Below are 22,745 nucleotides of genomic sequence, written 5' to 3'. Positions count from 1 at the left end.
AACTCCGCCGCGGGCGGCAGTGCACACGGGGCGCGGTCAGACCGGGTTGGATCCGGGGGTGACGAGACCGGTCTCGTAGCCGAGCACGACGGCGTGCACGCGATCGCGCAACTGCAGTTTGGCGAGGATGCGGCTGACGTGCGTCTTCGTCGTCTGCTCGGCGATGAACAGTTCCGCAGCGATCTCGGTGTTGGAGTACCCGCGCGCCATGAGCACGAACACCTCCCGCTCACGATCGGTGAGCTGGTCCACCCGGGCCGTCGACGCGGGCGGGGCGGGTTGCGCGCTCACGAAGTTCTCGATCAGCCGGCGGGTGACGCGCGGATCGAGCAGCGCCTCGCCCGCGGCGACCGTCCGCACGGCGGCGACGAGGTCATCCGGCGGCACGTCCTTGAGCAGGAACCCGCTCGCCCCCGCGCGCAACGCGTCGTAGACGTAGTCGTCGATGTCGAACGTCGTGAGCATGAGCACCTTCGGCGGCGTGACCGGTCCCGGCGCGAGCAGTTCCCGGGCGGCGTCGAGTCCGTTCATCACGGGCATGCGCACGTCCATGAGCACGATGTCCGGCGTCAGTCGACGTGCGAGACGCACGCCCTCGGCCCCGTCGGCGGCCTCGCCGGCGATCGTGATGTCGGGCTGGGCGGCGAGGATCGCACTGATGCCGGCGCGGATCATCGGCTGGTCGTCGACGACGAGGGCGCGGATGCTCACGCGATCACCGTAGCGGGAGTGAGCGGCAGCTCCGCGACCACGTGGAAGCCGCCCGTCGCGGTCGGTCCGCTCGAGAACGTTCCGCCGGCGGCGGCCGCCCGCTCGCGCATCCCGGCGACCCCGTGACCGCCTTCGTCGACCGGCGTCACGGCCGCGGCGGGACGGTCGTTCACAACCGTGACCGTGAGGGTGCCGTGCCCGACCGTGACGCGCACGGTGGTGCGGGCGCCCGGCGCGTGCCGCACGACGTTCGCGAGGCCCTCCTGCACGATGCGGTAGGCGATGAGCTGCAGCGACGCGGGCAGTTCGGCGACGTCGGCTCCCACCGTGAGGTCGACGGGCACGCCCGCCCGCTCCGCCTGCTCGATGAGCTCTGGGATGCGGTTCACCCCGGGCTGCGGTGCGGTGTGCGCGGCGTCGTCGTCGCCGCGCAGCAGCCCGAGCATCGAGCGCATCTCGGTGAGCGCGCCGCGGGCGGTGCCGGCGATCGCGGCGAACTCCTCGCGCACGGCGTCGTCCATCTGCGGGTGCCGGTACGGCGCCGAACCGGCCTGCATGTGTACGACGGACATGCTGTGGGCGACGATGTCGTGCAGGTCGCGGGCGATGCGCGAACGTTCCTCCACGATCATCCGCCGCTCGTGTTCGTCGTCCGCGGCGCGGCGTGCCGTGGCGAGTTCGCGGGCGAGCACGGCGCGCTGGGTGATCGCGAGGGCCGTTCCGAAGACGACGGCACCGGTTCCGACGAACACGATCACGTTGACGCCGATCCCGAGCGCCGCGTCGTCGGGCGCACCCAACACGGCGAGCACTCCGACCGCGGCGACGGCACCGAGGATGATGAGGCCGAGCCGCCACGACCCGCGGAGGGTGATCACGGCGATGAGGGCGTGCACGCTCAACAGGGTGACGACCGGGATCGGCCAGGGCGCCCCGAGCGGGTTCGCTCCGGTGACGATGACGGCGGCGCTCGCCGCGACGACGGCGGCGGCGGACACCCGGGGGCGCAGCAGCGAGAGGGGCAGCGCGCCTCCGTAGGCGATGCCGATCACGAACGCGAGCAGCAGAGGGACCTCGTACATCACCGCGAGCATCGGGATGTCGACGGACGCGAAACCGATCGCGAGGGCCCCGGTCGCGACCCACCACCACGGGTCGATGGCGGGCCGGGCCGCACTGTCGTGAGCTGTCATACCCCGAAACTACGGCGTGGACGGCGTCCGCGTCATCGACCGGCGGAGCGATTCCCGACCCCTACGGCAGTACGGGTCAGTACGCGACGTAGACGGGGAGCGGACCCGAGTCGGCGTGCCCGTCCCGCTCGTCGCATTCCTCGAGCCGCTCCCGCTCGGCACGTCGCCGCGTGCGGCGCTCGCCGACGCGGTCGATGACGAGACCGAGCGCGATCGCGATGACGACACCGATCGCGGCACCGAGCAGCGGGTTCTCCTTGAGCCACACGCCGGCGAGCACGCCGATGCCCGTGGAGTACACCGCCCACGAGATGCCGGCGAGCACCGTGAGGGGCAGGAACCGGCGGCGCGGCAGGCCGGTCGCGCCGGCGGTCATGTTCACGGCGATGCGACCGACGGGGATGTAGCGCGCGGTGAGCACGAGCGCCGCGGTGCGGCGGTGCAGCCCTCGCCGGGCCCACTCGACGACCGCGCGCACCCGGTCGGTGCGCATCCACCGCCAGCGTTCGACGCCGACCGCACGGCCGAGCGAGTACGCGATGTTGTCGCCGATGACGGCGCCGAGCGCCGCGGCGAGCACGATGCCGACGATGAGCAGCGGGTTGCCGGCCGCGGCGGCGACGGCGGCCGTCGCCACGACGAGCGTCTCGCTCGGCACGGGCGGGAAGAATCCGTCGATCAGGCAGATCCCGACGATCGCGATCAGGACCCAGGGGGACTGTGCGATGGCGAGGATGGCGTCGGTGAGCAGCTCCATGATCCGAAGCTACGGACGGGCTCGCGCCGGCGCGTCACCCCTGGGTCGCCATCACCCCCTACCGTGGGATGACTCCCGCTCAGACGTGCAGTGCCGCGCCGACGAAGCGGATGCGCTGGCCGGGTCGCGCTTGCGCGAGGCGGTCGAGCGCGTGGGACGTGACCACGGCGACCACGGGGTACCCGCCGGTGACCGGTCCGTCCACGCCGAGCACGGTGGGGGCGCCATCGGGGGAGACCTGGATCGCCCCGGGCAGCATGCCCTCGCTCGGCAGCTCGCCCGATCGGGATCGTTCGAGCGGTGCGCCCTCGAGTCGAACGCCCGTGCGGTCGGAACGAGCGGACACCGTCCACTCCTGCTCGAGCAACCGACGCCACGTGTCGGGCGCGAACCAGTCGAGACGGGGCCCCGGATGCACGACGAGGTCGATCGTTCCGAGGGTGGGCGGGTCCACCGGCACGAGGTCGACGACGGGCACTGGGGTCGCGGGTTCCGGCCCGATGGGCAGCACGTCCCCGGCGGCGAGCGGCGCCGGTCCGAGCGCGGCGAGGGTGTCGCGGGAGCGCGATCCGAGCACGACGGGGACGTCGATGCCGCCCCGCACCGCGAGCACGTAGCGGATGCCGTGGGTCGCGAGGGGCAGGTCGACGACCGCTTCGGCGGACACGCGGGTCGCGGTGTGCGGTTCGAGCGGCATCCCGTCGATGGTCAGCGGCCCCCAGGCGCCCGTGACGGCGATCCACGCGCCGTCGGGGAACCTCAGCCGTGCGCCGCCGACCGCGATCTCGAGCGTCGCCGCCTCCGGCGGGTTCCCGACGAGACGGTCCGCGAGGGCGTGCGCCGCCCGGTCCGCCGCACCGGCGGCGCCCACGCCGAGGTGCGCGAGCCCCGGCCGGCCGAGGTCCTGCACGAGCGCGGAGGCGCCCGGAGCGATCACCTCGAGCCGGCTCATCCGACGGCCTCGAAGCGCACGCGCACGCCGGGGGCGAGCAGGGCGGGCGGGGTGCGTTCCGTGTTCCAGAGGTCGACGTCGGTGCGCCCGATGAGCTGCCAGCCGCCGGGGGACTCGCGCGGATAGACGCCGCTGAACGCTCCCGCGAGGGCCACCGACCCGGCGGGCACCCGCTCCCGCGACGTCGCACGGCGGGGCACGGCGAGGTCGAGGTCGTGCGCCACGAGATAGGCGAATCCGGGGGCGAAGCCGATGAACGCGCTCGTCCAGGTCGCGGTCGTGTGGCGACGGACGAGTTCGTCGGCACCGAGCCCGAGCGTCTCCGCGGTCGACTCGAGGTCGGCGCCGTCGTAGGTGACCGGCACGACGATCGGTTGCTCGACCGCGCTCTCGACGGCGACCGGCGCCGTGTCGAGAACCCATCGGGTGACCGCGCGGGTGCCGAGCATCGTCGGATCGAAGCGCACGAGCACGGTGCGCGCCGCCGGCACCAGATCGACCACTCCCCGGGGCGTGGAGGTCGCCAGGCCGCGGTAGGCGCGCAGCGCGGCGGGCAGGTCCGGGTACTCGACGAGCACGGCCGTCTCCCCGAACGGCAGCACCTGCACGGTCACGCGAAGGCCCGCAGCTCGACGCCCGCTCCGAGCAGGCGATCCCGCACGGCCCGGGTCATCTCGACCGCGTGCGGGGAGTCACCGTGGACGCACAGCGAATCGACCTCCACCCGGATGACGGTGCCGTCGATCGCCTCGACCGTGCCCTCCCGCACCATCCGCAGCGCCCGGTCCGCGACCGCCGCCGCATCCGTCAACACCGCGCCGGGTTCCGAGCGCGGCACGAGGGTGCCGTCGGGGGCGTACGCGCGATCGACGAAGGCCTCGCGCACGAACCGCACCGCCATGCTCTCGGCGGCACGGTGCAGGGCCGAGCCGGCGAGCCCCAGCAGCGGCAGCTGCAGGTTGCGCGCCACCGCCGCGACCGGTTCCGCCTGCTCGGGGTCGACCATCACGCGGTTGTACAGGGCGCCGTGCGGCTTGATGTACTTCACCGATCCACCCGAGGTCGGTCCCATCGTCATGAGCGCAGCCACCTGGTACAGCACCTCGGCGTACAGCTCGCGCCACGTGCGCTCCTGTGCGCGACGGCCGAAGCCCTCGAGGTCGCGGTACGACGGATGGGCGCCGATGGTCACGCTGTGCTCGAACGCCAGCCAGCAGGAGTCGAGCATCGTCACCGGGTCGCCGCCGTGGAATCCGCACGCGAGATTCGCACTCGTCACGAGCGGGAACATGGCGGCGTCGTCGCCGACGCGCACGTCGCCGAACGATTCGCCGAGGTCGCTGTTGAGGTCGACCGTGGTCATGCGGCGAGCCTAGCCGCGGCGGAGCGTTCGGGCGCGGGTCAGCGGTCGCGGCGGGCGCCGTCCGAGGGGGTCACGACGAAGGTCGTCGGGATGCCGTAGTCGTGCTCGGCGAACGCGCCGTCGATCGCGACCTGGAGCCGGGAGCGGGCCTCGGCCGGGATGAGGGCGATCGCCGATCCGCCGAACCCGCCGCCGGTCATCCGGGCCCCGAGCGCGCCGTTGGCCTGCGCCGTCTCGACCGCGAGGTCGAGCTCCGGCACCGAGATCTCGAAGTCGTCGCGCATCGACCGGTGCGAGGCGTCGAGCAGCTCGCCGATCGCGGTGGGTCCCTCGTCGCGCAGCGCGCGCACCGTGTCGAGCACGCGCTGGTTCTCGGTGACGACGTGCTTCACACGCCGGTAGGTGACGTCGTCGAGTTCCGTGCGGGCGCGGTCGAGATCGTCGACGGTGAGGTCGCGCAGCGACGACACCCCGAGGGCCGCGGCGCCGCGCTCACACGCCTCGCGACGGTCCCGATAGCCACCGGTCGCGTGGGCGTGGTCGACGTGCGTGTCGATCACGAGGAGCTCGAGGCCCGCTTCCGCGAACCCGAGTTCCGTGACGATCGCCTCGAGGCTGCGGCAATCCAGGAACACCGCGTGGTCGCGGCGCCCCAGCAGGGAGGCGGACTGGTCCATGATGCCGGTCGGCGCGCCGACGGCGTCGTTCTCGGCGAGCTGCCCGACCTTCGCGAGGGTCGGGCGGTCGAAGCCGAGGTGCCACACCTCGTCGAGCGCGACCGCGACGGAGCTCTCGATCGCGGCGGACGACGACAGGCCCGCGCCGACGGGCACGTCGGAGTCGATGTAGAGGTCGGCGCCCGGCACGGCGGCGAGATCGGCACCGAAGCGGCCGAGCGCCCACGCGACGCCGAGGGGGTACGCCGCCCAGCCGTGCAGTCGCTCGGGGTCGAGGTCGGCCAGGTCGATCTCGGCCACCTCGTCGGCGAACGCGCTCGCGACGCGCAGCACGCGGTCCTCACGCGGTGCGAGGGCCACGACGGTGCGACGGTCGATCGCGAACGGCAGCACGAAACCCTCGTTGTAGTCGGTGTGCTCGCCGATGAGGTTCACGCGCCCGGGTGCGGACCACACGCCGACCGGCTCTCCGCCGAAGGTGTCGCGGAAGCCCTGTACGGCGTCGTCTCGGATGTCGTTCATGCCTTCTCGATCCCTTCCCTGACGAGAGCCGCCGACTGCTCGGGCGGCACGTCGCCGATCCATGCACCCATCGCCGCTTCGGAGCCGGCGAGGTACTTGAGCTTGTTCTCCGCGCGTCGCGGCGAGGTGACCTGCAGCATGAGCCGCACGGTGTCGCGGCCGACGTTCACCGGTGCCTGGTGCCACGCGGCGATGTAGGGCGTGGGCGTGTCGTACATCGCGTCGATGCCGCGCAGCAGGCGGCGGTAGAGCACGGCGAGCTCGTCGCGCTCAGCCTCGTTCGTCGCGGCGAAGTCGGGCACGTGGCGGTGCGGCAGCATGTGCACCTCGATCGGCCAGCGGGCGGCGAACGGCACGAACGCGGTCCAGTGCTCGCCGGAGAGCACGACGCGGTCTCCCGCGCGTTCGGTCTCGAGGATGCGCTCGAACAGGTCGCGTCCGACGGATTCGATCGAGGCGAGCAATCGTTCGGTGCGCGGGGTGATGTAGGGGTAGGAGTAGATCTGCCCGTGCGGGTGGTGCAGCGTCACGCCGATCGCCTCGCCGCGGTTCTCGAACGGGAACACCTGCTCGACGCCCGGCAGCGCGGAGAGCGCGGCCGTGCGATCCGCCCACGCCTCGATCACGGTGCGCGCGCGCGACACGGTCTGCGTGCCGAAGGACCCCTCGTGCTCGGGGCTGAAGCACACGACCTCGCAGCGGCCGAAGGAGACGCGGGTACGCTCGAAACCGACCTCGCGCAGGTCGTCGAGCGCCGACGGGGTGCCCGGCTCGGGCAGCGAGGGACCGAACGAGGGCGACTTGTTCTCGAACACGGCCACGTCGTAGCGGCTCGGGATCTCCGAGGGGTTGTCGGGTGTCGCCGGGGCGAGCGGATCGAGGTGGGCCGGCGGCAGGAACACCCGGTTCTGCCGCGCGGCGGCGATCGAGATCCAGTCGCCGGTGAGCACGTCCTGCCGCATGGTCGCGGTCGCGGGACGGGTGTCGAGGTCGCGGGTGTCGATCGCGCGCTCGGGGGGAAGGGTGGTGTCCGCGTCGTCGAAGTAGAACAGCTCGCGTCCGTCGGCGAGACGGCTCTCGCGCTTGACGATGCCTCCGGTGGTCATCCCATTACGATAACGTAAATCGACGCTTTCGAACCTAAAGGATCGAGCATGCCCGACCCCGCCTCCGACCGGCGCCGCGAGCTGGCGCGGCTGGTCGCCGAGCGCGGGTTCCTGCGCGTCGCTGATGCGAGCATCCTGCTCGGCGTGAGCGAGGTGACGGTGCGCGCCGATCTCGCCCGCCTCGAGGGGGAGGGGACCGTCGCGCGCATCCACGGCGGTGCGGTGCCGGCCGGCTCCATCCGATCGGAGTCGCCCCTCGAGCACTCGGTGCAGACGGATGCGTCGGTCAAGCGCGCGATCGGCGAGTCGGCTGCCGCGCTCGTCGCCCCGGGCAACAGCCTCATGCTCGACGTCGGCTCCACCGCGCTCGCCGTGGCGGAAGCGCTCGTGCGGCGCACGGAGCTCGAGGACGTCACCGTCATCACCAACGGACTCACCGTGGCGCTCGCGCTCGAGCCCGCCCATCCGCGGTTCCGGATCGTCGTCATCGGCGGCACCCTGCGACCGCTGCAGCACTCCCTCGTCGACCCCCTCGCCGGCACCCTGCTCGACCAGCTGCATGCCGATCTCGCCGTCATCGGGTGCAACGGCGTCGACGTCGAGGGCGGCGTCACGAACATCAACCTCGCCGAGGCCGACGTCAAGCGACGGATGGTCGCGAGGTCCGAACGGCGCGTGCTCGTCGCCGACGCGAGCAAGCTCGGCCGCACCCATCTCGGCGGGGTCGCCCCGCTCGCCGTGTTCGACACGCTCGTCACCGGGGGCGACCCTCCCCGGGCGGTGATCGGCGACCTCGAACGAGCGGGTCTCGACGTACTCGTCGCGGGCGAGGCCGGCTCGCTAGGCTGACCCCATGCGTGCCGTCACCGGAGAGCAGTACACCCTCGAGCGCGGCGGAGTCCGCGCCACCATCGCAGGCGTCGGGGCGACCCTGCGCGAGCTGTCGATCGACGGCACCGACCTCACCGAGCCGTTCGGACCCGACGTGCGTCCGCCGTTCAGCAACGGGGCGGTGCTCGTGCCGTGGCCCAACCGGGTGAAGGACGGCATCTGGGTGCACGACGGCGAGGAGCTGCAGCTCGACCTCACCGAGCCCCACCGGCACAACGCCCTCCATGGGCTGCTCCGCGATCGCCCCTACGAGGTGGTGGACCGTTCCGCGGAGGCGATCACGCTCGCGGCGACGGTGTTCCCCACCCGTGGCTGGCCCTTCCTGCTCGACACGACGGTGCGCTACGAACTCGTCGACGACGGACTCCGGGTGACGCACGGGGTGACCAACGCGTCCGAGGCGCGCGCTCCCTACGCCGTCGGCACCCACCCGTTCTTCACCATCGGCGGCGTGCCCACCGAGGATCTGGTGCTCACGGTGCACGCGAGCACCCGGTTCGAGACGGATGACCGCCTCAACCCCACCGGCGAGGTGCCCGTCGAGGGCACCGACTACGACTTCCGCTCCGGCAGGCTGCTCGGCGGCACGTTCCTCGACGACGCGTTCGGCGGGGTCTCCTCCGTCGACGGCGCGAGCGCCTCGCTTCAGGCGGCCGACGGACGGCGGGTCTCCCTGCTGCAGGACGACACCGTCTGGCCCTACGTGCAGGTGTTCACCACGCCGATCTTCCCGAAGGGCGGGGGGAAGGGCACGGCCATCGCGATCGAGCCGATGACGGCGCCGCCGAACGCCCTCAACTCCGGCCAGAGCCTCATCTGGCTCGATGCGGGGGAGAGTTGGCACGGCAGCTGGGGAGTGCGCTACAGCGCCTGACGCGTCTCCGTACGGGGGCAGTGTCTCCTCTGCTCGCCGTTTCACCTAATCACCCGGGCCGGCACCCAGGAACTTAGGCGCTGCGAGAGCCGGGCCCCACTGTGGAGGGAGAACGCGGGGAGCCCGCCCCGCTCTTTACCCACAGGAGATCGACATGACGAACACCCCCGGCGGCACTGCCGCCCATCACGACCGCACGGTGCGCACCCGCTTCGCCGAGACCAAGGCGTTCTACAAGACGAGCGAGTTCATCGTGTACGTGCTCGCGACGCTCGCCGTCCTCATCGCCTCGGCGATGGTCGACAACGGCGAAGACGGCCAGGGCTTCGGCGCCGACAAGGCGTGGCAGTACGTCGCGCTGCTCACCGTCGGCTACATGATCAGCCGCGGACTCGCGAAGTCCGGCGTGCGCGGTCGCGACGACGACTGACCCTCAGCTGCACACGCTCTCGCGCCCCGCTCCTCGAGCGGGGCGCGACTGCGTTCGCCGGTCGGGTGCTCGCCGTCAGACCGACTGCGGTTCGCGGGCGTCGTCGTAGCGTTGCCGGGCCCGCGCGATGTCGTCCTGATGCAGCTCCGTCCACGCGACGAGACTCTGGATGGTCTCGTGCAACGACGAGCCGAGGGGTGTCAGAGCGTACTCGACGCGTGGCGGCACGACCGGATGCACGGTGCGCGAGACGAGTCCGTCGCGTTCCAACTGGCGGAGCGTGACGGTGAGCATCCGCTGACTCACGCCGTCGATCGCGCGTTTGAGCTCACTGAATCGCAGCGATCGGGTGTCGAGCAGCGCGATGACCAGCAGCGACCACTTGTCCGCGATCCGATCGAGGATCTGCCGCACGTCGCAGTCCTCGCGCGTGTCCCACACGAACGGATCCGCGCAGGTATCCGTGGAGTAACCGGGTGACTCGAAAGTGCCGTCTTCCATGGCACCCCATGGTGGCGCACGATGGATGCGGTTACAAGAGGTAACCGAGGAAGGGGTCCCGTGTCGTCCACCACGTCGGAGCCGCTCGCGCCCGTCGCACGCTTGACCGGCCGTCCGCTCGCCGTCCTCCTCGTGCTCTGCGGGGCGCTGTTCCTCGAGGGGATCGACGTCGCGATGCTCAACATCGCGCTTCCCGCGATCCGCGCCGACCTCGGCCTCACGACGGGCGAGCTGCAGTGGGTGATGAGCGCGTACATCCTCGGCTACGGCGGGTTCATGCTGCTCGGCGGCCGTGCGGCGGACCTCTTCGGCCGCCGACGGGTGTTCCTCGTGCCGCTCGTGGTGTTCCTCGCGTTCTCCGGGCTGGGCGCGATCGCGACCGAGGGATGGATGCTCATCGCCGCGCGGGTCGTGACCGGTGTGGCCGCCGCGTTCATGACCCCGGCCGGCTTGTCGATCATCACGACGATGTTCGCCGAGGGTGCCGCCCGCAATCGCGCCGTGTTGATCTACTCGGGGGTGGGAGCGGCGGGCTTCTCGATCGGGCTGGTCGCCGGCGGCCTGCTCACGGTGCTGGGCTGGCGGTGGGTGTTCATCGCCCCGGTCATCCTCTCCGCGCTGCTGCTCGCGCTCGCGATCCCCCTCATCCCGAAGGTGGGTGCCGACCCCGCCGCGCGGGGCCGCCTCGACGTGCTCGGCGCCGTGACGATCACCGCGGCCCTCGTGGTGCTCGTGCTCACGATCGAGCAGGCGCCGCACACCCCCGCCCTCCTCACCGCCGCCGGGCTGGTGTCGAGCGCTGCGCTCATCGCCGCGTTCGTGGCGATCGAACGGCGAGCATCGCATCCGCTCGTGCGCCTGGGAGTGCTGCGGTCGGCTCCGCTCGTGCGGGCGAACCTCGGGGGAGCGCTGCTCGCGGCGGCGTTCATGGGGTTCCAGTTCATCGTCGTGCTCTACCTGCAGGAGTTCCGCGGGTGGACCGCTCTCGAGACCTCCCTCGCGATGCTCGTCGTGGCGATCGACGGCATCCTCGCCCCGACCCTCACTCCGCGCCTCGTCGCGCGCTTCGGCACGCGCCGCGTCGCGGCGGCGGGTTTCGTCTCCGCGATCGCCTCGTACGCGCTGTTCCTGCCCGTGGCGTCGGATTGGACCTACGCCGCGATGTTCCCGAGCTTCCTGCTGCTCGGGATCGCGTACACGCTCGCCTACGGACCGCTCACCATCGCCGCCACCGACGGTGTCGTCGAGAGCGAGCAGGGCCTCGCGAGCGGCCTGCTCTACACGGCCTCGCAGTTCGGCGGGGCGCTCGGACTCTCGATCGCGACCGCCGTCTACATCGCTGCGGCCGACGCCGTGGCCGATCCGCTGGAGACCTACCGCCTCGCACTCATCGTTCCGCTCGCGACCGCCGTGCTCGCCCTCGTGATCACTGTCGTCGGACGGCCTCGTCGGGTGCGACGGGCCTAGATGTCGGGGTCGGCGTGGTCGAGGGCGTCGTCGACGGCGCGCACCTCGTAGCCGTCGAGATCGCGGATCTTCTGCCGCATCTCGGCCACGGTGTCATCGTTGTCCGGCTCGGCGAGGGCGGTCACGTCGGTGGTGATCACGATCTGACTCGCCGGGCCGATCAGGAACCGTGAGACGCCCGGCTCGCCGCTCGCCTGGATCGTGCGGATCCAGACCTCGTCGGAGGTCTGGTGTTTGGCGAGCGCGGACGCGAGGTCCATGAGGGTGTTGGCCGCCTCGTCGCCCGTCATCACCGTCACTCCGGCGTAGGTGATCCGCATCATCCTTCTTTCCTAGCGCGGTCCCGCCGCGGCGGCCAATCGAGAGGCAGGTCGTCATCGTTTTCACGGCCAGGAGCTCGGATCGGGATGCGCGCAGAGGCGCCTCGACGCCGGGAGGTGCGCGGGAGTGTTGGAGGGCCGGGCAGACTTCGGGGGCATGCGACCCGGCCCTCCGTGCGATACAGGCGGGGGACTCTGTACGCGTGCGCCAGCCTAAGCGGCGGGGTCGGGGTGCCTGCGGCGTCGGCGCGCGGTCACACCGGGGACACAGTCTTGACGGGTGATCTCGGGTGGGCCCCGTGGGGCTCGAACCCACGACCCAGGGATTAAAAGTCCCTTGCTCTACCGACTGAGCTAGAGGCCCGCGCACCAACATAGCGCGGTGCGCGCCGGGCGCTCGTGGGACCAAAGTCCCTACCACGTCGGGGCCGTTTGTCAACCCCCTACTCCGAGGGCGGAATGTGGCGTTTCATATGACTACGCGGCGCCGTCGGTGCCGCGGGGACCGAGTCACATACCGAGGGTCCGATGGGTGACCGTCGCCCTCGTCGAGCAGCTGGGAGCGTCGAACATGAGTATTCCGACATCCGTCCCCCGTCCTCTGACTGCGCGCGACGTGATCGTCACGCCCGTCTCGGACCACGAGTGGATGGTCATCGATCGCCGTCAGGCCCGCACAGCGTTGCGCGGGCTGCTCGGCTTCGTCGTGCAGCGCGCCGGCCTGTACGAAGCGGTCCGTGTGGGCCGCCCCTACGTGAGGCACTACTGCGTCGACCTCGACGCCGTGGTGCACGAGTTCGTGCGTCCGCACACCTTCCTGTGGGAGCTGCCGCACCAGGTCATCGAGGTGCGAGAGGCGGATGCGGTCGAGATGGCCCCCGTGGCGACGGTGTCGTCGTCCACGACGCGGTCGGTCGTCCGCGGCGCGGCCTGAGCGCCCGGATCGGAGCTGGGGCAGGTAGGTCGTGTGGAGCCGTGAACTCCACATGACCTACCCGACCCCGAACATGCCGAAGGCCCGTGTTCCCGTGTCGGATTGCCGCGGGAACACGGGCCTCCGGACCCGATCGGTACGAGCGGTCAGACGCCGCGGCGGCGACCGCTGAGCGAGCGCAGCAAGAAGGCGATGATCGCGATGGCGGCCAGCACGAGGCCGACCCAGAGCAGGAACTGCAGCGATTGCACGAGTCCGCCGGTGATGGCGAGCACGATGGCAACCACGATGATGATGATGAGTAGAAGGTTCATTGCGTTCTCCTTGCTTCTTCATCCGACCGGCCCCTGCGCCGGATGGCGCGCTCGTCGGTCGGCTTGTCGTCAGCAATCCCAGTTCCCCGAACGTAGTGGCTCCCGGCTGGCGCCGGTTCCGCACTCAGGTAACATTCAGCAACTTGCGTAGTGGGCTACCCTGTCCGCGATGAGTGCAGACTTCCACAAGCCGACGAAGTTCTCGACGGACAAGTTCGAGAGCTACGAGAGCGGCAACGACCCGGCCACGATCCTCCGGATCGCGCACGACACCGCGCACTCGCTCGTCGACCGGGTGCGCGACAACCCCGAGCCCGACATCGTCGAACGGCTCGTCGAATACACCGACACGCACGGCATCGACGCGCTCGCGGAACTGTGGGCGCGATCCAGTCCCCGCAGCCTCCCGGGTGCGCTCTGGCGCATCTATCTGTTGCGGGTGCTCATCAACCAGGACCCGGAAGGCACGAGCACGCTGTTCCAGCGTGGCAGCGACGTCATGACGACAATCGACCCGCTCGTCGCCGGCGCGAGCATGCCCACCGGTCCCGCGGAGATCCGCGATCTCGCCGACGAGATCCTGCGTGGCGTCTTCCGCGGCGACTTCGCGGTGGCCCTCGATCGTGCGGCCTCGTTCTGCCGCGTGGCGGGAGCCGGTGCGGCGAGCATCGCGGACGATTCGGACGCGACGGCGGCGCCGGAGCGTGCCTCCGAACTCACCAGCCGGGCCCTGCGCTACGACACGACGGCCGCGGAGCTCACGGCGTGCGCGCGATTGTGGCGGCGCGGCGAGCTCGACTGATCCCACACGATTCCCGGCTCATCTCGCGGAGAGCGAACCGACTCGCGACGTCGCAGGTGGATCGTTAGTCTTGACGAGCCGGGCCGCAGTAACCCCGGGCTCCACATTTCGCCGCTCCGAGCGGCCTTGCGCCGAGAGGCGTTTCTGCGGCCCGGTTCTTCATGCCCCGACCGGTACCACGTTGTGGTTGCGGTCGAACAGGTTCGCCGGGTCGTACCGCCGCTTCACCTCGCGCAGACGATCGAGCGTCGCCCGTGGGTACATCGCCGCGACGGTCGCCTCACCGGTCGCGAGCGAGAAGTTGCCGTACCGACCGATCGCACGTCGCTCGAGCCCGGCCCAGACCCCGCGGATGCGCTCGGTCACCTCGCCGCCCGCATCAGCCGGCACGAACGCGGCGGCGATCACGAGGACCTCGGCCGATCGGTGCGCGAACGCGGTCGCAGCGGGGTCCACGCGCGATGAGGCGCCGCGTAGGTAGCGGATCATGAGCACCGAGGGGGCCGTGTCCGCGTGCGCCGCTGCGACGAGGGCGATCCCGTCGTCGTCGAGTTCGCGCCAGAAGGAGTTGTGGTCGACGACCGTGATCGGCCCTTCGGGACCGTGCGGGTCTTCGAGCACCTCCGCGTACGCCCGCGTGCCGACGTCGTCGCTCAGCAGACCCGGCAGCGCGCGCAGAGGGGCGAGCGCGGCATCGGCGGCCGCCACGTCGTCATCGCCCCAGCACACCACCAGCTGCACCGTCGGCGGGGCCTCGCCGAACGACGGCATCGCCACGAGAGTCGTGGTCAACCGCTCCGGAGCGTCGCGCATGACGTCCCGCCAGACGCGCATGAGCGGGACGAGCCGGTCCGCCCCGAAGGCGAGGGTGCCGAAGACGACGCCCGTCACCGGATGCGCGCGGAAGTCGAACCGCGTGACGACGCCGAAGTTGCCGCCGCCGCCGCGCAGCGCCCAGAACAGGTCCGGATGCTCGGTCTCGGACGCCTCGACGATCTCGCCGGAGGCGAGCACGACCTGGGCGCCCACGAGCTGGTCGAGGGCGAGCCCGTGTTCGCGCACCATCCAGCCGATGCCGCCGCCGAGCGTGAGACCGCCGACGCCCACCGAGCGGGTGTCGCCCGAGGTGAGCGCGAGTCCGTGTCGCCCGAGTTCGTCGGCGATCGCGCCCCACGTGGCGCCTCCGCCGATCTGCACGATCCCCTCCTCGCGTACCTCGATCGTGTCGAGGCCGCCGAGGTCGATGAGCACGGCGTCGGCCGCCGAGAAGGCCATCGCGCCGTGGCCGCCGCTGCGGACCGCGACGCCGAGATCCCGTGCGGTGGCGTACCGGACGGCGACGGCGACCTCATCGGCGGAGCGGGGGCGGGCGATGCGGGTGGGGGCACCGTGCGCGGAGTGGGGGAGGGCCGCGTCGTCCCATCCGGGGTCACCCGGTGAGAGCGCGTACCCCGTGATCAGGTCGTCCACGACGCCGGCGTCGGAGGAGTGAGTCGGGTTCATGCCGGGAAGATAGCGCCGCCCGGCGGATCTCGCCAGGAACGATGCTCGCGTATGCATCGGCGCTGCCGCACGACGAAGGCCGGCCGCGTCCGCGACCGGCCTTCGCCGTATGAGGGGAACCGACTCAGCTGGCGGGCATGAGCACGGTGTCGATCAGGTACACGGTCGCATTGGCGGTGTGCACGCCGCCGCAGATGACGTTGGCGTCGTTGACGGTGAGCGCGTCACCCTCGCCGGCGACGGTCACCATGCCGCCCTGCACGGTCGTCTGCTCGCCCACGATGTCCTCGGGCAGGATCTGGCCGGGCACGACGTGGTAGGTCAGGATGCTCGACAGCATGGCCGCGTTGGCCGGGTCCTTGAGCGACTCGATCGTCGCGGCGTCGATCTTCGCGAAGGCGTCGTCCACCGGCGCGAAGACGGTGAACTCGGCACCGTTGAGGGTGTCGACCAGGTTCACGTCGGGGTTCAGCTGGCCCGAGACCGCGGCGACGAGCGTCGTCAGCAGCGGGTTGTTCGAGGCTGCGACGGCGACCGGGTCCTGCGACATGCCGACGACGGACCCGGCGCCATCCGGCACCTGCTCGGCGTACGCGGCGCAGCCGCTGCCGACGAGGTCGTCGAAGGCGGGGTCCGTGGTCATGTCCTCGGCCGGCATCGACTCCTCCGTCGACGGCTGGGCCGCGGGCTCCTCGGCCATCGGCGCACACGCGGCCAGCCCGAAGAGGGCGATGGCGGCGAGGGTCGCTGCGGCGAAGGGGGTGCGCTTCGTAACTCGCATGAACTGTCTCCTTGGTTTCGGTGAGAACGCCCCGGGGTTCCGGCGCCCCGCCTCAAGCGGTCTCGACAGGGGTTTCGGAGCCTCGCCCGCATCCGATGGGTCGGATTCCGAAGCCTGGGATTCCGCCCCGAAGCACCCGTCGACGGAGCACGTCGCGCCGAAGAGACGGCGAGCGGAACCGACCGCTCCCCGCACCGTCTGGAGTCCCCGTGCTCGTCTCGCTCGCCCTCATCGGCCTCATCGGTGGCCTGATCACCGGCATCTCGCCGTGCATCCTGCCCGTGCTGCCGGTGATCTTCCTCTCCGGCGGGGTGCAGTCCGCCCGGGAGGGAGGTACGGATGCCGCAGCGCCGAAGGTCTCGAGGTGGCGGCCCTACCTCGTCATCCTCGGCCTCGTCACCGCGTTCAGCGTCTTCACGCTCATCGGCTCGCTCATCCTGGGCCTGCTCGGACTGCCGCAGGACTTCCTGCGCTGGGCCGGGATCGTCGTGCTCGTGCTCATCGGCATCGGGCTCATCGTGCCGGCGTTCCAGCACATCCTCGAGAAGCCGTTCTCGTGGATCCCGCAGAAGAACGTCGGCACCGACCGCGGCGGGTTCGTGCTCGGGCTCGCGCTCGGCGCGGTCTACGTGCCGTGTGCCGGCCCCGTGCTCGCCGCGATCACCGTCGCCGGATCGACCGGGCAGATCGGCGTCGAGACGGTCGTGCTGACCCTCACCTTCGCCGTCGGCGCCGCCCTGCCGCTGCTCATCTTCGCGCTCGCCGGACGTCGCGTGGGGGAGCGGGTCAAGACCTTCCGCCGCCGTCAGAAGGGCATCCGGCTCACCGGCGGCATCCTCATGATCGCTCTCGCGATCGGTCTCGTCTTCAACCTGCCGCAGTACCTGCAGCGCATCATCCCGGACTACACGAGCTACCTGCAGGACACCATCGGCAACTCCGAGCAGGTGCAGGAACAGCTCGACCTCGGCGGGCTCGTCACCGATGAGAACCGTGCCCTCTCGGAATGCACCGAGGGCGCCACCGAACTCGAGTCGTGCGGCACGGCGCCGTCGATCCGCGGCATCCAGGAGTGGTTCAACACCCCCGGGAACGCGCCGATCGCGCTCGACGAGCTGCGCGGCCAGGTCGTGCTCATCGACTTCTGGGCGTACTCCTGCATCAACTGCCAGCGCTCCATCCCGCACGTCACCGCCTGGTACGACGCCTACGCGGATGCCGGCCTCGAGGTGATCGGCGTGCACTCTCCCGAGTACGCCTTCGAGAAGGAGCCGCGCAACGTCAAGGCGGGTGCGGCCTCGTTCGGCATCGAGTACCCGGTCGCGCTCGACAACTCGCTCTCCACCTGGACCAACTACCGCAACCGGTACTGGCCCGCGCACTACCTCGTCGACGCCGAGGGCACCGTGCGGCACATCAAGTTCGGTGAGGGCGACTACGACACCACGGAGAAGCTGATCCGCGAACTCCTGCAGGACGCCGACCCCGACGTGCGGTTGCCCGACGCCACCGAGGTGGCGGACGCGTCACCCGACGCGGGCTCGACGACTCCGGAGACCTACCTCTCCGTCGGCAAGGAGGTCAACTACGCGGGGAAGGGCGACTACCGCAACGGCGAGGGCTCCTACTCGCTGCCGAAGGAGCTGAAGCGCGACAGCTTCGCCCTCGACGGCGACTGGACGATCGACTTCCAGAACGCCACCCCGACCTCCGGTGACGCCCGCATCCGACTCGACTACACCGCGCGGGAGATCCGTATGGTGCTCGGCGGCGAAGGCACGGTGAGCTACCGGATCGATGGCGAGCTGAAGGAGTTCGAGGTGGGCGGAGTGCCGACCTCGTACCCGATCGCCGAGTTCGACGATCTGGATCGCGGGGTGCTCGACGTCACGGTCGATCCGGGCGTCGAGGTGTACTCGTTCACCTTCGGATGACCAATCCCTCCGGCGCTCGGCACCGAATGAAGAGTGAGGCGCCGACGCGCCGGGTCGTCCCAGGGCCGGCCGCGTCGCCCTCCCCACCCACCGGGGCGGTGCGCGCTCTCCCAGCCCCGAAGCCCGCCCCGGTGGGCCCGACCCGAACCCGCCCGTGCCGCAGGCGGGTGCCCGACCGTGAGGCGACCCGATGACCGCATCGACGACCATCCGCACCGCGGGCGGGCCCATGCGTCGCGCAGCACGACCTGTCATGCTGGAGCCCGTGCGAGACGGAATCGAAGGCGGACACCAGACCGACCGGTCCGGCGCGCCCGCCCTCGACGCCCTGCTCGCCCGCGTGGCCGAGGGAGACCAGCAGGCGTTCGCGGAGCTGTACGACCGCATCGCGCCGCGCGTGCTCGGCCTCGTCACCCGGCTGCTGCGCGACCGCGCCCAGTCGGAGGAGGTGACGCAGGAGATCTTCCTCGAGGTCTGGCAGAACGCCACGCGCTACGACGCCGGCAAGGGCGGTGCCGTGACCTGGATCCTCACCATGGCCCACCGCCGAGCGGTCGACCGCGTGCGCAGCTCGCAGGCGGGGCGGGACCGCGACACCAGGATCGGCATCCGCGACTGGTCGCCCGACTACGATTCGGTGTCCGAATCGGTCGAGGTGACCATGGAATCCGAACGGGTGAAGAAGGCCATGTCCCGGCTCACCGAGCTCCAGCGGCAGGCCATCACCCTCGCCTACTACGGCGGCTACAGCCACAGCGAGGTGGCGTCGATCCTCAGCGTGCCGATCGGCACGATCAAGACACGATTGCGCGACGGCATGATCCGGTTGCGCGACGAGATGGGGGTGACCTCATGACCCGCCACGACGACGAGAACTCCACCGGCGCCTACGTGCTCAACGCGTTGTCCGAGAGCGAACGCGCCGAGTTCGAGGCGCGCGTCTCCGAATCCGGATCGCTGCCGCACGAGGTGACCGAACTCGCGGACACGGCGGTGGTGCTCGGGCTCGCCGTCGAGCCGGTGACACCGTCGCCCGACCTGAAGGCGCGGCTGATGGCGGCGGTCGCCACCACGCCGCAATTGCCGCGCGAGACGCCCGCCGGCCCCACCGCCGTCTCCCCGGCGGAAGTCGCACCGGCCACGGTGACCCGCGCCGCGTCGGTGCCCCCTGTGGCGACCGTCGACCCCCGCATCGAGCGGGCGGCCACGCCGGACGCCGGGCCCGCCGAGCGACGCGCCCGGCGGAGCTGGGTGCGCACCTCCGTCGCCGTGCTCGGAGCGGTCGCGGCCGCAGCCGGCCTGCTCTTCGGCGGGGTCGCCATCGGCCGATCGCTCGACCGACCGCCGGCGGTGTCGACCGAGGCGGCCGCGTTCGCCGAAGTGGCCGCGGCCCCGGATGCCCGTCGGGTCGTGCAGCAGCTGCCGACCGGAGCCACGCTCTCGATGTACTACTCGCTCGAGCTGCAGCGATCGGCGATCAGCTGGGACGGTCTCGACGAGCTGCCCGAGGGCGAGGTCTACGAGCTCTGGTACATCGGTGACGAGACGGTATCGGCGGGACTGTTCCGAGCCGGCTCCGGCGACAACTTCGCGGTGCTCGACGGCGAGATGAACGCCGGCGACGCGGTCGGGATCACGATCGAGCCGGAGGGTGGTTCGAAGGAGCCCACCCTCGAACGTCTCGTGACGGTGCTCGAGACCTGACCCGCGTCGGTTCCGCAACACGGAAGGGGCGCGACCGCCGCAGCGGTCGCGCCCCTTCTCATGCGTGGGGGAGGATCATCCGAACTTGCCGGAGACGTAGTCCTCGGTCGCCTGCACACTCGGCTTGGAGAAGATCGTGTTCGTGTCGTCGTACTCGATGAGCTTGCCCGGCTTGCCGGTGCCCGCGATGTTGAAGAACGCGGTGCGGTCGCTCACGCGGCTCGCCTGCTGCATGTTGTGGGTCACGATGACGATCGTGTACTCCTGCTTGAGTTCCTCGATGAGGTCCTCGATCGCGAGCGTCGAGATCGGGTCGAGGGCCGAGCACGGCTCGTCCATGAGGATGACCTCGGGCGAGACGGCGATCGCGCGGGCGATGCACAGTCGCTGCTGCTGACCACCGGAGAGACCGGCGCCCGGGCGGTCGAGGCGGTCCTTGACCTCGTTCCACAGGTTCGCGCCCTGCAGCGACTTCTCGACGAGCGAATCCGCATCGCTCTTCGACATGCGCCGGTTGTTGAGCTTCACGCCGGCGAGCACGTTGTCGCGGATCGACATCGTCGGGAACGGGTTGGGGCGCTGGAACACCATGCCGACCTGACGCCGCACGAGCACCGGATCGACGCCGGGGGCGTACAGGTTGTTGTTGTCGATGAGCACCTCGCCCTCGACGCGGGCGCCGGGGATGACCTCGTGCATGCGGTTGAGGGTGCGGAGGAAGGTGGACTTGCCGCACCCGGACGGGCCGATGAAGGCCGTCACGGTGCGCGGTTCGATCGTCAGGGAGACGCCCTCCACCGCCAGGAACTTGCTGTAGTACACGTTGAGGTCACGGACCTCGATGCGCTTGGACACGGGTTTCTCCTTAGCGGCCGAGCTTGGGGGCGAAGAAGCGGGCGATGAGCCGCGCGACGAGGTTGAGAAGCATGACGATGAGGATGAGCGTCAGTGCTCCCGCCCATGCGCGGTCGATGTAGGCCTGCGTGTCGACGCCCGGGTTGGCGTACGACGAGAACACGAACACCGGCAGGCTCTGCATGCGCTCGGCGAGCAGGTTGGTGTTGAGGCTCGCCGTGAAGCCGGCGACGACGAGCAGCGGGGCCGTCTCGCCGATCACACGGGCGATGGCGAGCATGATGCCCGTGGTGATGCCGGCGATCGAGGTGGGCAGCACGACCTTCACGACGGTGAGCCACTTCGGCACCCCGAGCGCGAACGACGCCTCGCGCAGTTCGTTGGGCACGAGGCGCAGCATCTCCTCGCAGGAGCGGACGACGACGGGGATCATCAGCACCGACAAGGCGATCGCGCCGGCGAAGCCCAGCCGCACGCCCGGGCCGAGGAAGATCGCGAAGAGCGCGTAGGCGAACAGACCGGCGACGATCGACGGGATGCCCGTCATGACGTCGATGAGGAACGTGACGCCCTTCGCGAGGCGGCTGTTGTTGCCGTACTCCACGAGGTAGATCGCGGTCATCAGGCCGATCGGCACCGAGATGATCGTCGCCGCGAGCGTGATGAGCAGCGTGCCCGAGATCGCGTGCGCGGCACCGCCGCCCTCCCCGACGACGTTGCGCATCGAGAAGGTGAAGAACTCGAGATCGAAGCGGTTGAGGCCGTTGCCGATCACCGTGGTGAGCAGCGAGACGAGCGGAAGCAGGGCGATGATGAACGCCGTCACGACGAGGGCCGTGACGAAGCGGTCCGTCGCCTGGCGGTGACCCTCGACGAGCCGCGAGATCACGTAGATCGCGCCGATGTAGAGCACCGTGCCCCAGAAGATCACCGCGACGGGGCTCACCGCGTCGAGCAGGCCGCCCGCGGCGAGCAGGGCGAGGATGCCGCCCATGACCACCCAGGATCCGACGAGCACCCCCCACGGGGCCATCTTGGGCAGCCGCCCGGAGGCGAGAGCGTTGGGTGTGGCGACCGCGGTCATCAGTTGGCTCCCGAGAAGTCCTTGCGGCGGTTCACGACGAACCGGGCCGCGGCGTTGACGGCGAAGGTGACCACGAACAGCACCAGGCCGGAGGCGATGAGCACGCTGATGCCGTCACCGTGCGCCTCCGGGAACCGCAGCGCGATGTTCGCGGCGATCGTGCTCGGGTTGCTCGCGGTGAGCACTTGCCAGGTGACGCCGCCGGATGCGGAGAGCACCATCGCGACGGCCATCGTCTCGCCGAGGGCGCGGCCGAGGCCGAGCATCGCGGCGGAGATGATGCCGGGACGGGCGAAGGGCAGCACCGCCATCTTGATCATCTCCCAGCGGGTGGACCCGAGGGCGAGGGCGGCCTCTTCGTGCAGCACCGGCGTCTGCAGGAAGATCTCGCGCGAGATGGCGGTCATGATCGGCAGGATCATGACCGCGAGCACGATCGCGGCGGTGAAGATCGTGCGTCCGGTCGCCGAGACGTCGCCGCTGAAGAGCGGGAACCAGCCGAGGTTCTCGTTGAACCACGCGTAGAGCGGCTGCACCGTCGGGGCGAGCACGAGGCCGCCCCAGAGGCCGTAGACGACCGACGGCACGGCCGCGAGCAGGTCGATGATGTAGCCGAGCGTTTGCGCGAGGCGCCGCGGCGCGTAGTGCGAGATGAACAGCGCGATGCCGATCGAGAGGGGCGTCGCCATCACGAGGGCGAGGAACGCGGCCCACAGCGTTCCGAACACGAGCGGTCCGACGTAGGCGAAGAAGTTGCGTCCTTCGAGGATCGGATTCTTCTCCGAATCGCCCGTGATGGCGGGCACGCTCTCCGCGATGAGGAAGATCGTGACCGCGGCGAGCACCAGGAGGATCGTCACCCCCGCTCCGATCGCGGTGCCGGAGAAGATCCGGTCGCCGGGCCGCTGCTTCGCCCGGATCACTCCGGGCTCGCGGGTTGTCGTCATGGGTTTCGGGTCTCCTCGAGGGGTGGGGGTCCGGAGAACTCAGCGAACGGTTCGGGCGGATGGGCCCGAACCCCTCGCTCAGTCTGCCCCACCCCGTCGCGTTGCACGACGGGGTGGGACAGG

25 protein-coding genes and 1 tRNA gene are annotated in these 22,745 nt (G+C 70.7%); 9 read left to right on the top strand and 17 right to left on the bottom strand.

Annotated features, from left to right (window positions below):
- Positions 1 to 36: 36 nt before the first annotated feature.
- The 8 genes from CLV46_RS13280 to galT form a co-directional block, all read right to left on the bottom strand.
- The gene (locus tag CLV46_RS13280) at positions 37 to 711 is read right to left on the bottom strand and encodes a response regulator (RefSeq protein ID WP_100365217.1); all 675 of its coding nucleotides are present in this window, start codon (positions 709 to 711) and stop codon (positions 37 to 39) included.
- Complete coding sequence (locus tag CLV46_RS13275; protein ID WP_100365216.1) at positions 708 to 1,904, bottom strand: sensor histidine kinase; 1,197 nt, start codon at positions 1,902 to 1,904, stop codon at positions 708 to 710. The genes CLV46_RS13280 and CLV46_RS13275 overlap by 4 nt, the downstream gene beginning before the upstream one ends.
- A 76-nt stretch (positions 1,905 to 1,980) precedes the next feature.
- On the bottom strand, positions 1,981 to 2,661 hold the full coding sequence (locus CLV46_RS13270; protein ID WP_100365215.1) for a DedA family protein: 681 nt from the start codon (positions 2,659 to 2,661) through the stop codon (positions 1,981 to 1,983).
- Between the two features lie 79 nt (positions 2,662 to 2,740).
- Positions 2,741 to 3,613: a 5-oxoprolinase subunit C family protein gene (locus CLV46_RS17010; protein ID WP_100365214.1), complete on the bottom strand. Its 873-nt coding sequence runs from the start codon at positions 3,611 to 3,613 to the stop codon at positions 2,741 to 2,743.
- Positions 3,610 to 4,227, bottom strand: coding sequence for a 5-oxoprolinase subunit B family protein (locus tag CLV46_RS17005; protein WP_245866854.1), 618 nt, complete (start codon positions 4,225 to 4,227; stop codon positions 3,610 to 3,612). Before CLV46_RS17005 ends, CLV46_RS17010 begins: the two co-directional genes overlap by 4 nt.
- On the bottom strand, positions 4,224 to 4,976 hold the full coding sequence (locus tag CLV46_RS13255) for a LamB/YcsF family protein (protein ID WP_100365213.1): 753 nt from the start codon (positions 4,974 to 4,976) through the stop codon (positions 4,224 to 4,226). The genes CLV46_RS17005 and CLV46_RS13255 overlap by 4 nt, the downstream gene beginning before the upstream one ends.
- A gap of 38 nt (positions 4,977 to 5,014) precedes the next feature.
- The gene (galK, locus tag CLV46_RS13250; protein ID WP_100365212.1) at positions 5,015 to 6,175 is read right to left on the bottom strand and encodes a galactokinase; all 1,161 of its coding nucleotides are present in this window, start codon (positions 6,173 to 6,175) and stop codon (positions 5,015 to 5,017) included.
- Positions 6,172 to 7,281, bottom strand: a complete 1,110-nt coding sequence (gene galT / locus CLV46_RS13245) for a galactose-1-phosphate uridylyltransferase (RefSeq protein ID WP_100365211.1) — start codon at positions 7,279 to 7,281, stop codon at positions 6,172 to 6,174. Before galT ends, galK begins: the two co-directional genes overlap by 4 nt.
- A gap of 48 nt (positions 7,282 to 7,329) precedes the next feature.
- Between galT and CLV46_RS13240 the strand changes: the two genes are divergently transcribed.
- From CLV46_RS13240 to CLV46_RS13230, 3 genes are all read left to right on the top strand, one after another.
- On the top strand, positions 7,330 to 8,130 hold the full coding sequence (locus tag CLV46_RS13240; protein WP_100365210.1) for a DeoR/GlpR family DNA-binding transcription regulator: 801 nt from the start codon (positions 7,330 to 7,332) through the stop codon (positions 8,128 to 8,130).
- A 4-nt stretch (positions 8,131 to 8,134) separates the two neighbouring features.
- Positions 8,135 to 9,046 (top strand): aldose 1-epimerase family protein, encoded by a 912-nt coding sequence (locus CLV46_RS13235; protein WP_100365209.1) that lies wholly within the window; start codon positions 8,135 to 8,137, stop codon positions 9,044 to 9,046.
- Positions 9,047 to 9,200: 154 nt separating this feature from the next.
- Positions 9,201 to 9,476, top strand: a complete 276-nt coding sequence (locus tag CLV46_RS13230; RefSeq protein WP_100365208.1) for a hypothetical protein — start codon at positions 9,201 to 9,203, stop codon at positions 9,474 to 9,476.
- Between the two features lie 75 nt (positions 9,477 to 9,551).
- On the opposite strand, the gene CLV46_RS13225 is transcribed toward CLV46_RS13230, so the two are convergent.
- Positions 9,552 to 9,917, bottom strand: coding sequence for a winged helix-turn-helix transcriptional regulator (locus tag CLV46_RS13225; protein ID WP_245866850.1), 366 nt, complete (start codon positions 9,915 to 9,917; stop codon positions 9,552 to 9,554).
- A 120-nt stretch (positions 9,918 to 10,037) separates the two neighbouring features.
- Between CLV46_RS13225 and CLV46_RS13220 the strand changes: the two genes are divergently transcribed.
- Positions 10,038 to 11,444: an MFS transporter gene (locus CLV46_RS13220; protein WP_245866847.1), complete on the top strand. Its 1,407-nt coding sequence runs from the start codon at positions 10,038 to 10,040 to the stop codon at positions 11,442 to 11,444.
- On the opposite strand, the gene CLV46_RS13215 is transcribed toward CLV46_RS13220, so the two are convergent.
- Together CLV46_RS13215 and CLV46_RS13210 are read right to left on the bottom strand one after the other, a co-directional pair.
- Entirely contained in the window at positions 11,441 to 11,767 is a 327-nt protein-coding gene (locus CLV46_RS13215; RefSeq protein ID WP_100365205.1) for a hypothetical protein, read from the bottom strand. The genes CLV46_RS13220 and CLV46_RS13215 overlap by 4 nt on opposite strands.
- A gap of 288 nt (positions 11,768 to 12,055) precedes the next feature.
- Positions 12,056 to 12,128 (bottom strand) — tRNA-Lys (locus CLV46_RS13210).
- Positions 12,129 to 12,296: 168 nt separating this feature from the next.
- On the opposite strand from CLV46_RS13210, the gene CLV46_RS13205 reads away from it, so the two are divergent.
- Entirely contained in the window at positions 12,297 to 12,698 is a 402-nt protein-coding gene (locus tag CLV46_RS13205) for a hypothetical protein (protein WP_100365204.1), read from the top strand.
- 146 nt (positions 12,699 to 12,844) lie between these two features.
- Here CLV46_RS13205 and CLV46_RS16795 read toward each other — a convergent pair whose 3' ends face one another.
- Positions 12,845 to 13,012, bottom strand: a complete 168-nt coding sequence (locus tag CLV46_RS16795; protein WP_170028574.1) for a hypothetical protein — start codon at positions 13,010 to 13,012, stop codon at positions 12,845 to 12,847.
- A 169-nt stretch (positions 13,013 to 13,181) separates the two neighbouring features.
- On the opposite strand from CLV46_RS16795, the gene CLV46_RS13200 reads away from it, so the two are divergent.
- Positions 13,182 to 13,814 carry a DNA-directed RNA polymerase subunit beta gene (locus CLV46_RS13200; protein WP_100365203.1) on the top strand — a complete coding sequence of 211 codons (633 nt, stop codon included), beginning with the start codon at positions 13,182 to 13,184 and terminating at the stop codon, positions 13,812 to 13,814.
- 159 nt (positions 13,815 to 13,973) lie between these two features.
- Here CLV46_RS13200 and CLV46_RS13195 read toward each other — a convergent pair whose 3' ends face one another.
- A complete protein-coding gene (locus CLV46_RS13195; RefSeq protein ID WP_157802331.1) occupies positions 13,974 to 15,317 on the bottom strand; it encodes an FAD-binding oxidoreductase in 1,344 nt (447 codons plus the stop codon).
- 124 nt (positions 15,318 to 15,441) lie between these two features.
- Positions 15,442 to 16,098: a fasciclin domain-containing protein gene (locus CLV46_RS13190; RefSeq protein ID WP_100365201.1), complete on the bottom strand. Its 657-nt coding sequence runs from the start codon at positions 16,096 to 16,098 to the stop codon at positions 15,442 to 15,444.
- Positions 16,099 to 16,307: 209 nt separating this feature from the next.
- Between CLV46_RS13190 and CLV46_RS13185 the strand changes: the two genes are divergently transcribed.
- The 3 genes from CLV46_RS13185 (at position 16,308) to CLV46_RS13175 (ending at position 19,736) form a co-directional block, all read left to right on the top strand.
- Positions 16,308 to 18,032, top strand: coding sequence for a cytochrome c biogenesis protein DipZ (locus tag CLV46_RS13185; RefSeq protein WP_245866844.1), 1,725 nt, complete (start codon positions 16,308 to 16,310; stop codon positions 18,030 to 18,032).
- A 253-nt stretch (positions 18,033 to 18,285) separates the two neighbouring features.
- The gene (locus tag CLV46_RS13180) at positions 18,286 to 18,888 is read left to right on the top strand and encodes a sigma-70 family RNA polymerase sigma factor (protein ID WP_100365199.1); all 603 of its coding nucleotides are present in this window, start codon (positions 18,286 to 18,288) and stop codon (positions 18,886 to 18,888) included.
- A complete protein-coding gene (locus CLV46_RS13175; RefSeq protein WP_100365198.1) occupies positions 18,885 to 19,736 on the top strand; it encodes an anti-sigma factor in 852 nt (283 codons plus the stop codon). Before CLV46_RS13180 ends, CLV46_RS13175 begins: the two co-directional genes overlap by 4 nt.
- A gap of 75 nt (positions 19,737 to 19,811) precedes the next feature.
- Here the strand turns inward: CLV46_RS13175 and pstB are convergent, their stop codons facing one another.
- The 3 genes from pstB to pstC are packed head-to-tail and all read right to left on the bottom strand — an operon-like array spanning position 19,812 to position 22,622.
- Entirely contained in the window at positions 19,812 to 20,591 is a 780-nt protein-coding gene (gene pstB / locus CLV46_RS13170; RefSeq protein WP_100365197.1) for a phosphate ABC transporter ATP-binding protein PstB, read from the bottom strand.
- Positions 20,592 to 20,601: 10 nt separating this feature from the next.
- Positions 20,602 to 21,675, bottom strand: a complete 1,074-nt coding sequence (gene pstA / locus CLV46_RS13165) for a phosphate ABC transporter permease PstA (protein ID WP_100365196.1) — start codon at positions 21,673 to 21,675, stop codon at positions 20,602 to 20,604.
- Positions 21,675 to 22,622 (bottom strand): phosphate ABC transporter permease subunit PstC, encoded by a 948-nt coding sequence (gene pstC, locus CLV46_RS13160; protein ID WP_100365195.1) that lies wholly within the window; start codon positions 22,620 to 22,622, stop codon positions 21,675 to 21,677. The genes pstA and pstC overlap by 1 nt, the downstream gene beginning before the upstream one ends.
- Between the last annotated feature and the right edge of the window lie 123 nt (positions 22,623 to 22,745).

Source organism: Diaminobutyricimonas aerilata (genome assembly GCF_002797715.1).
Classification (GTDB): Bacteria; Actinomycetota; Actinomycetes; order Actinomycetales; family Microbacteriaceae; genus Diaminobutyricimonas; species Diaminobutyricimonas aerilata.
This window is presented reverse-complemented; position numbering and strand designations above follow the sequence as displayed.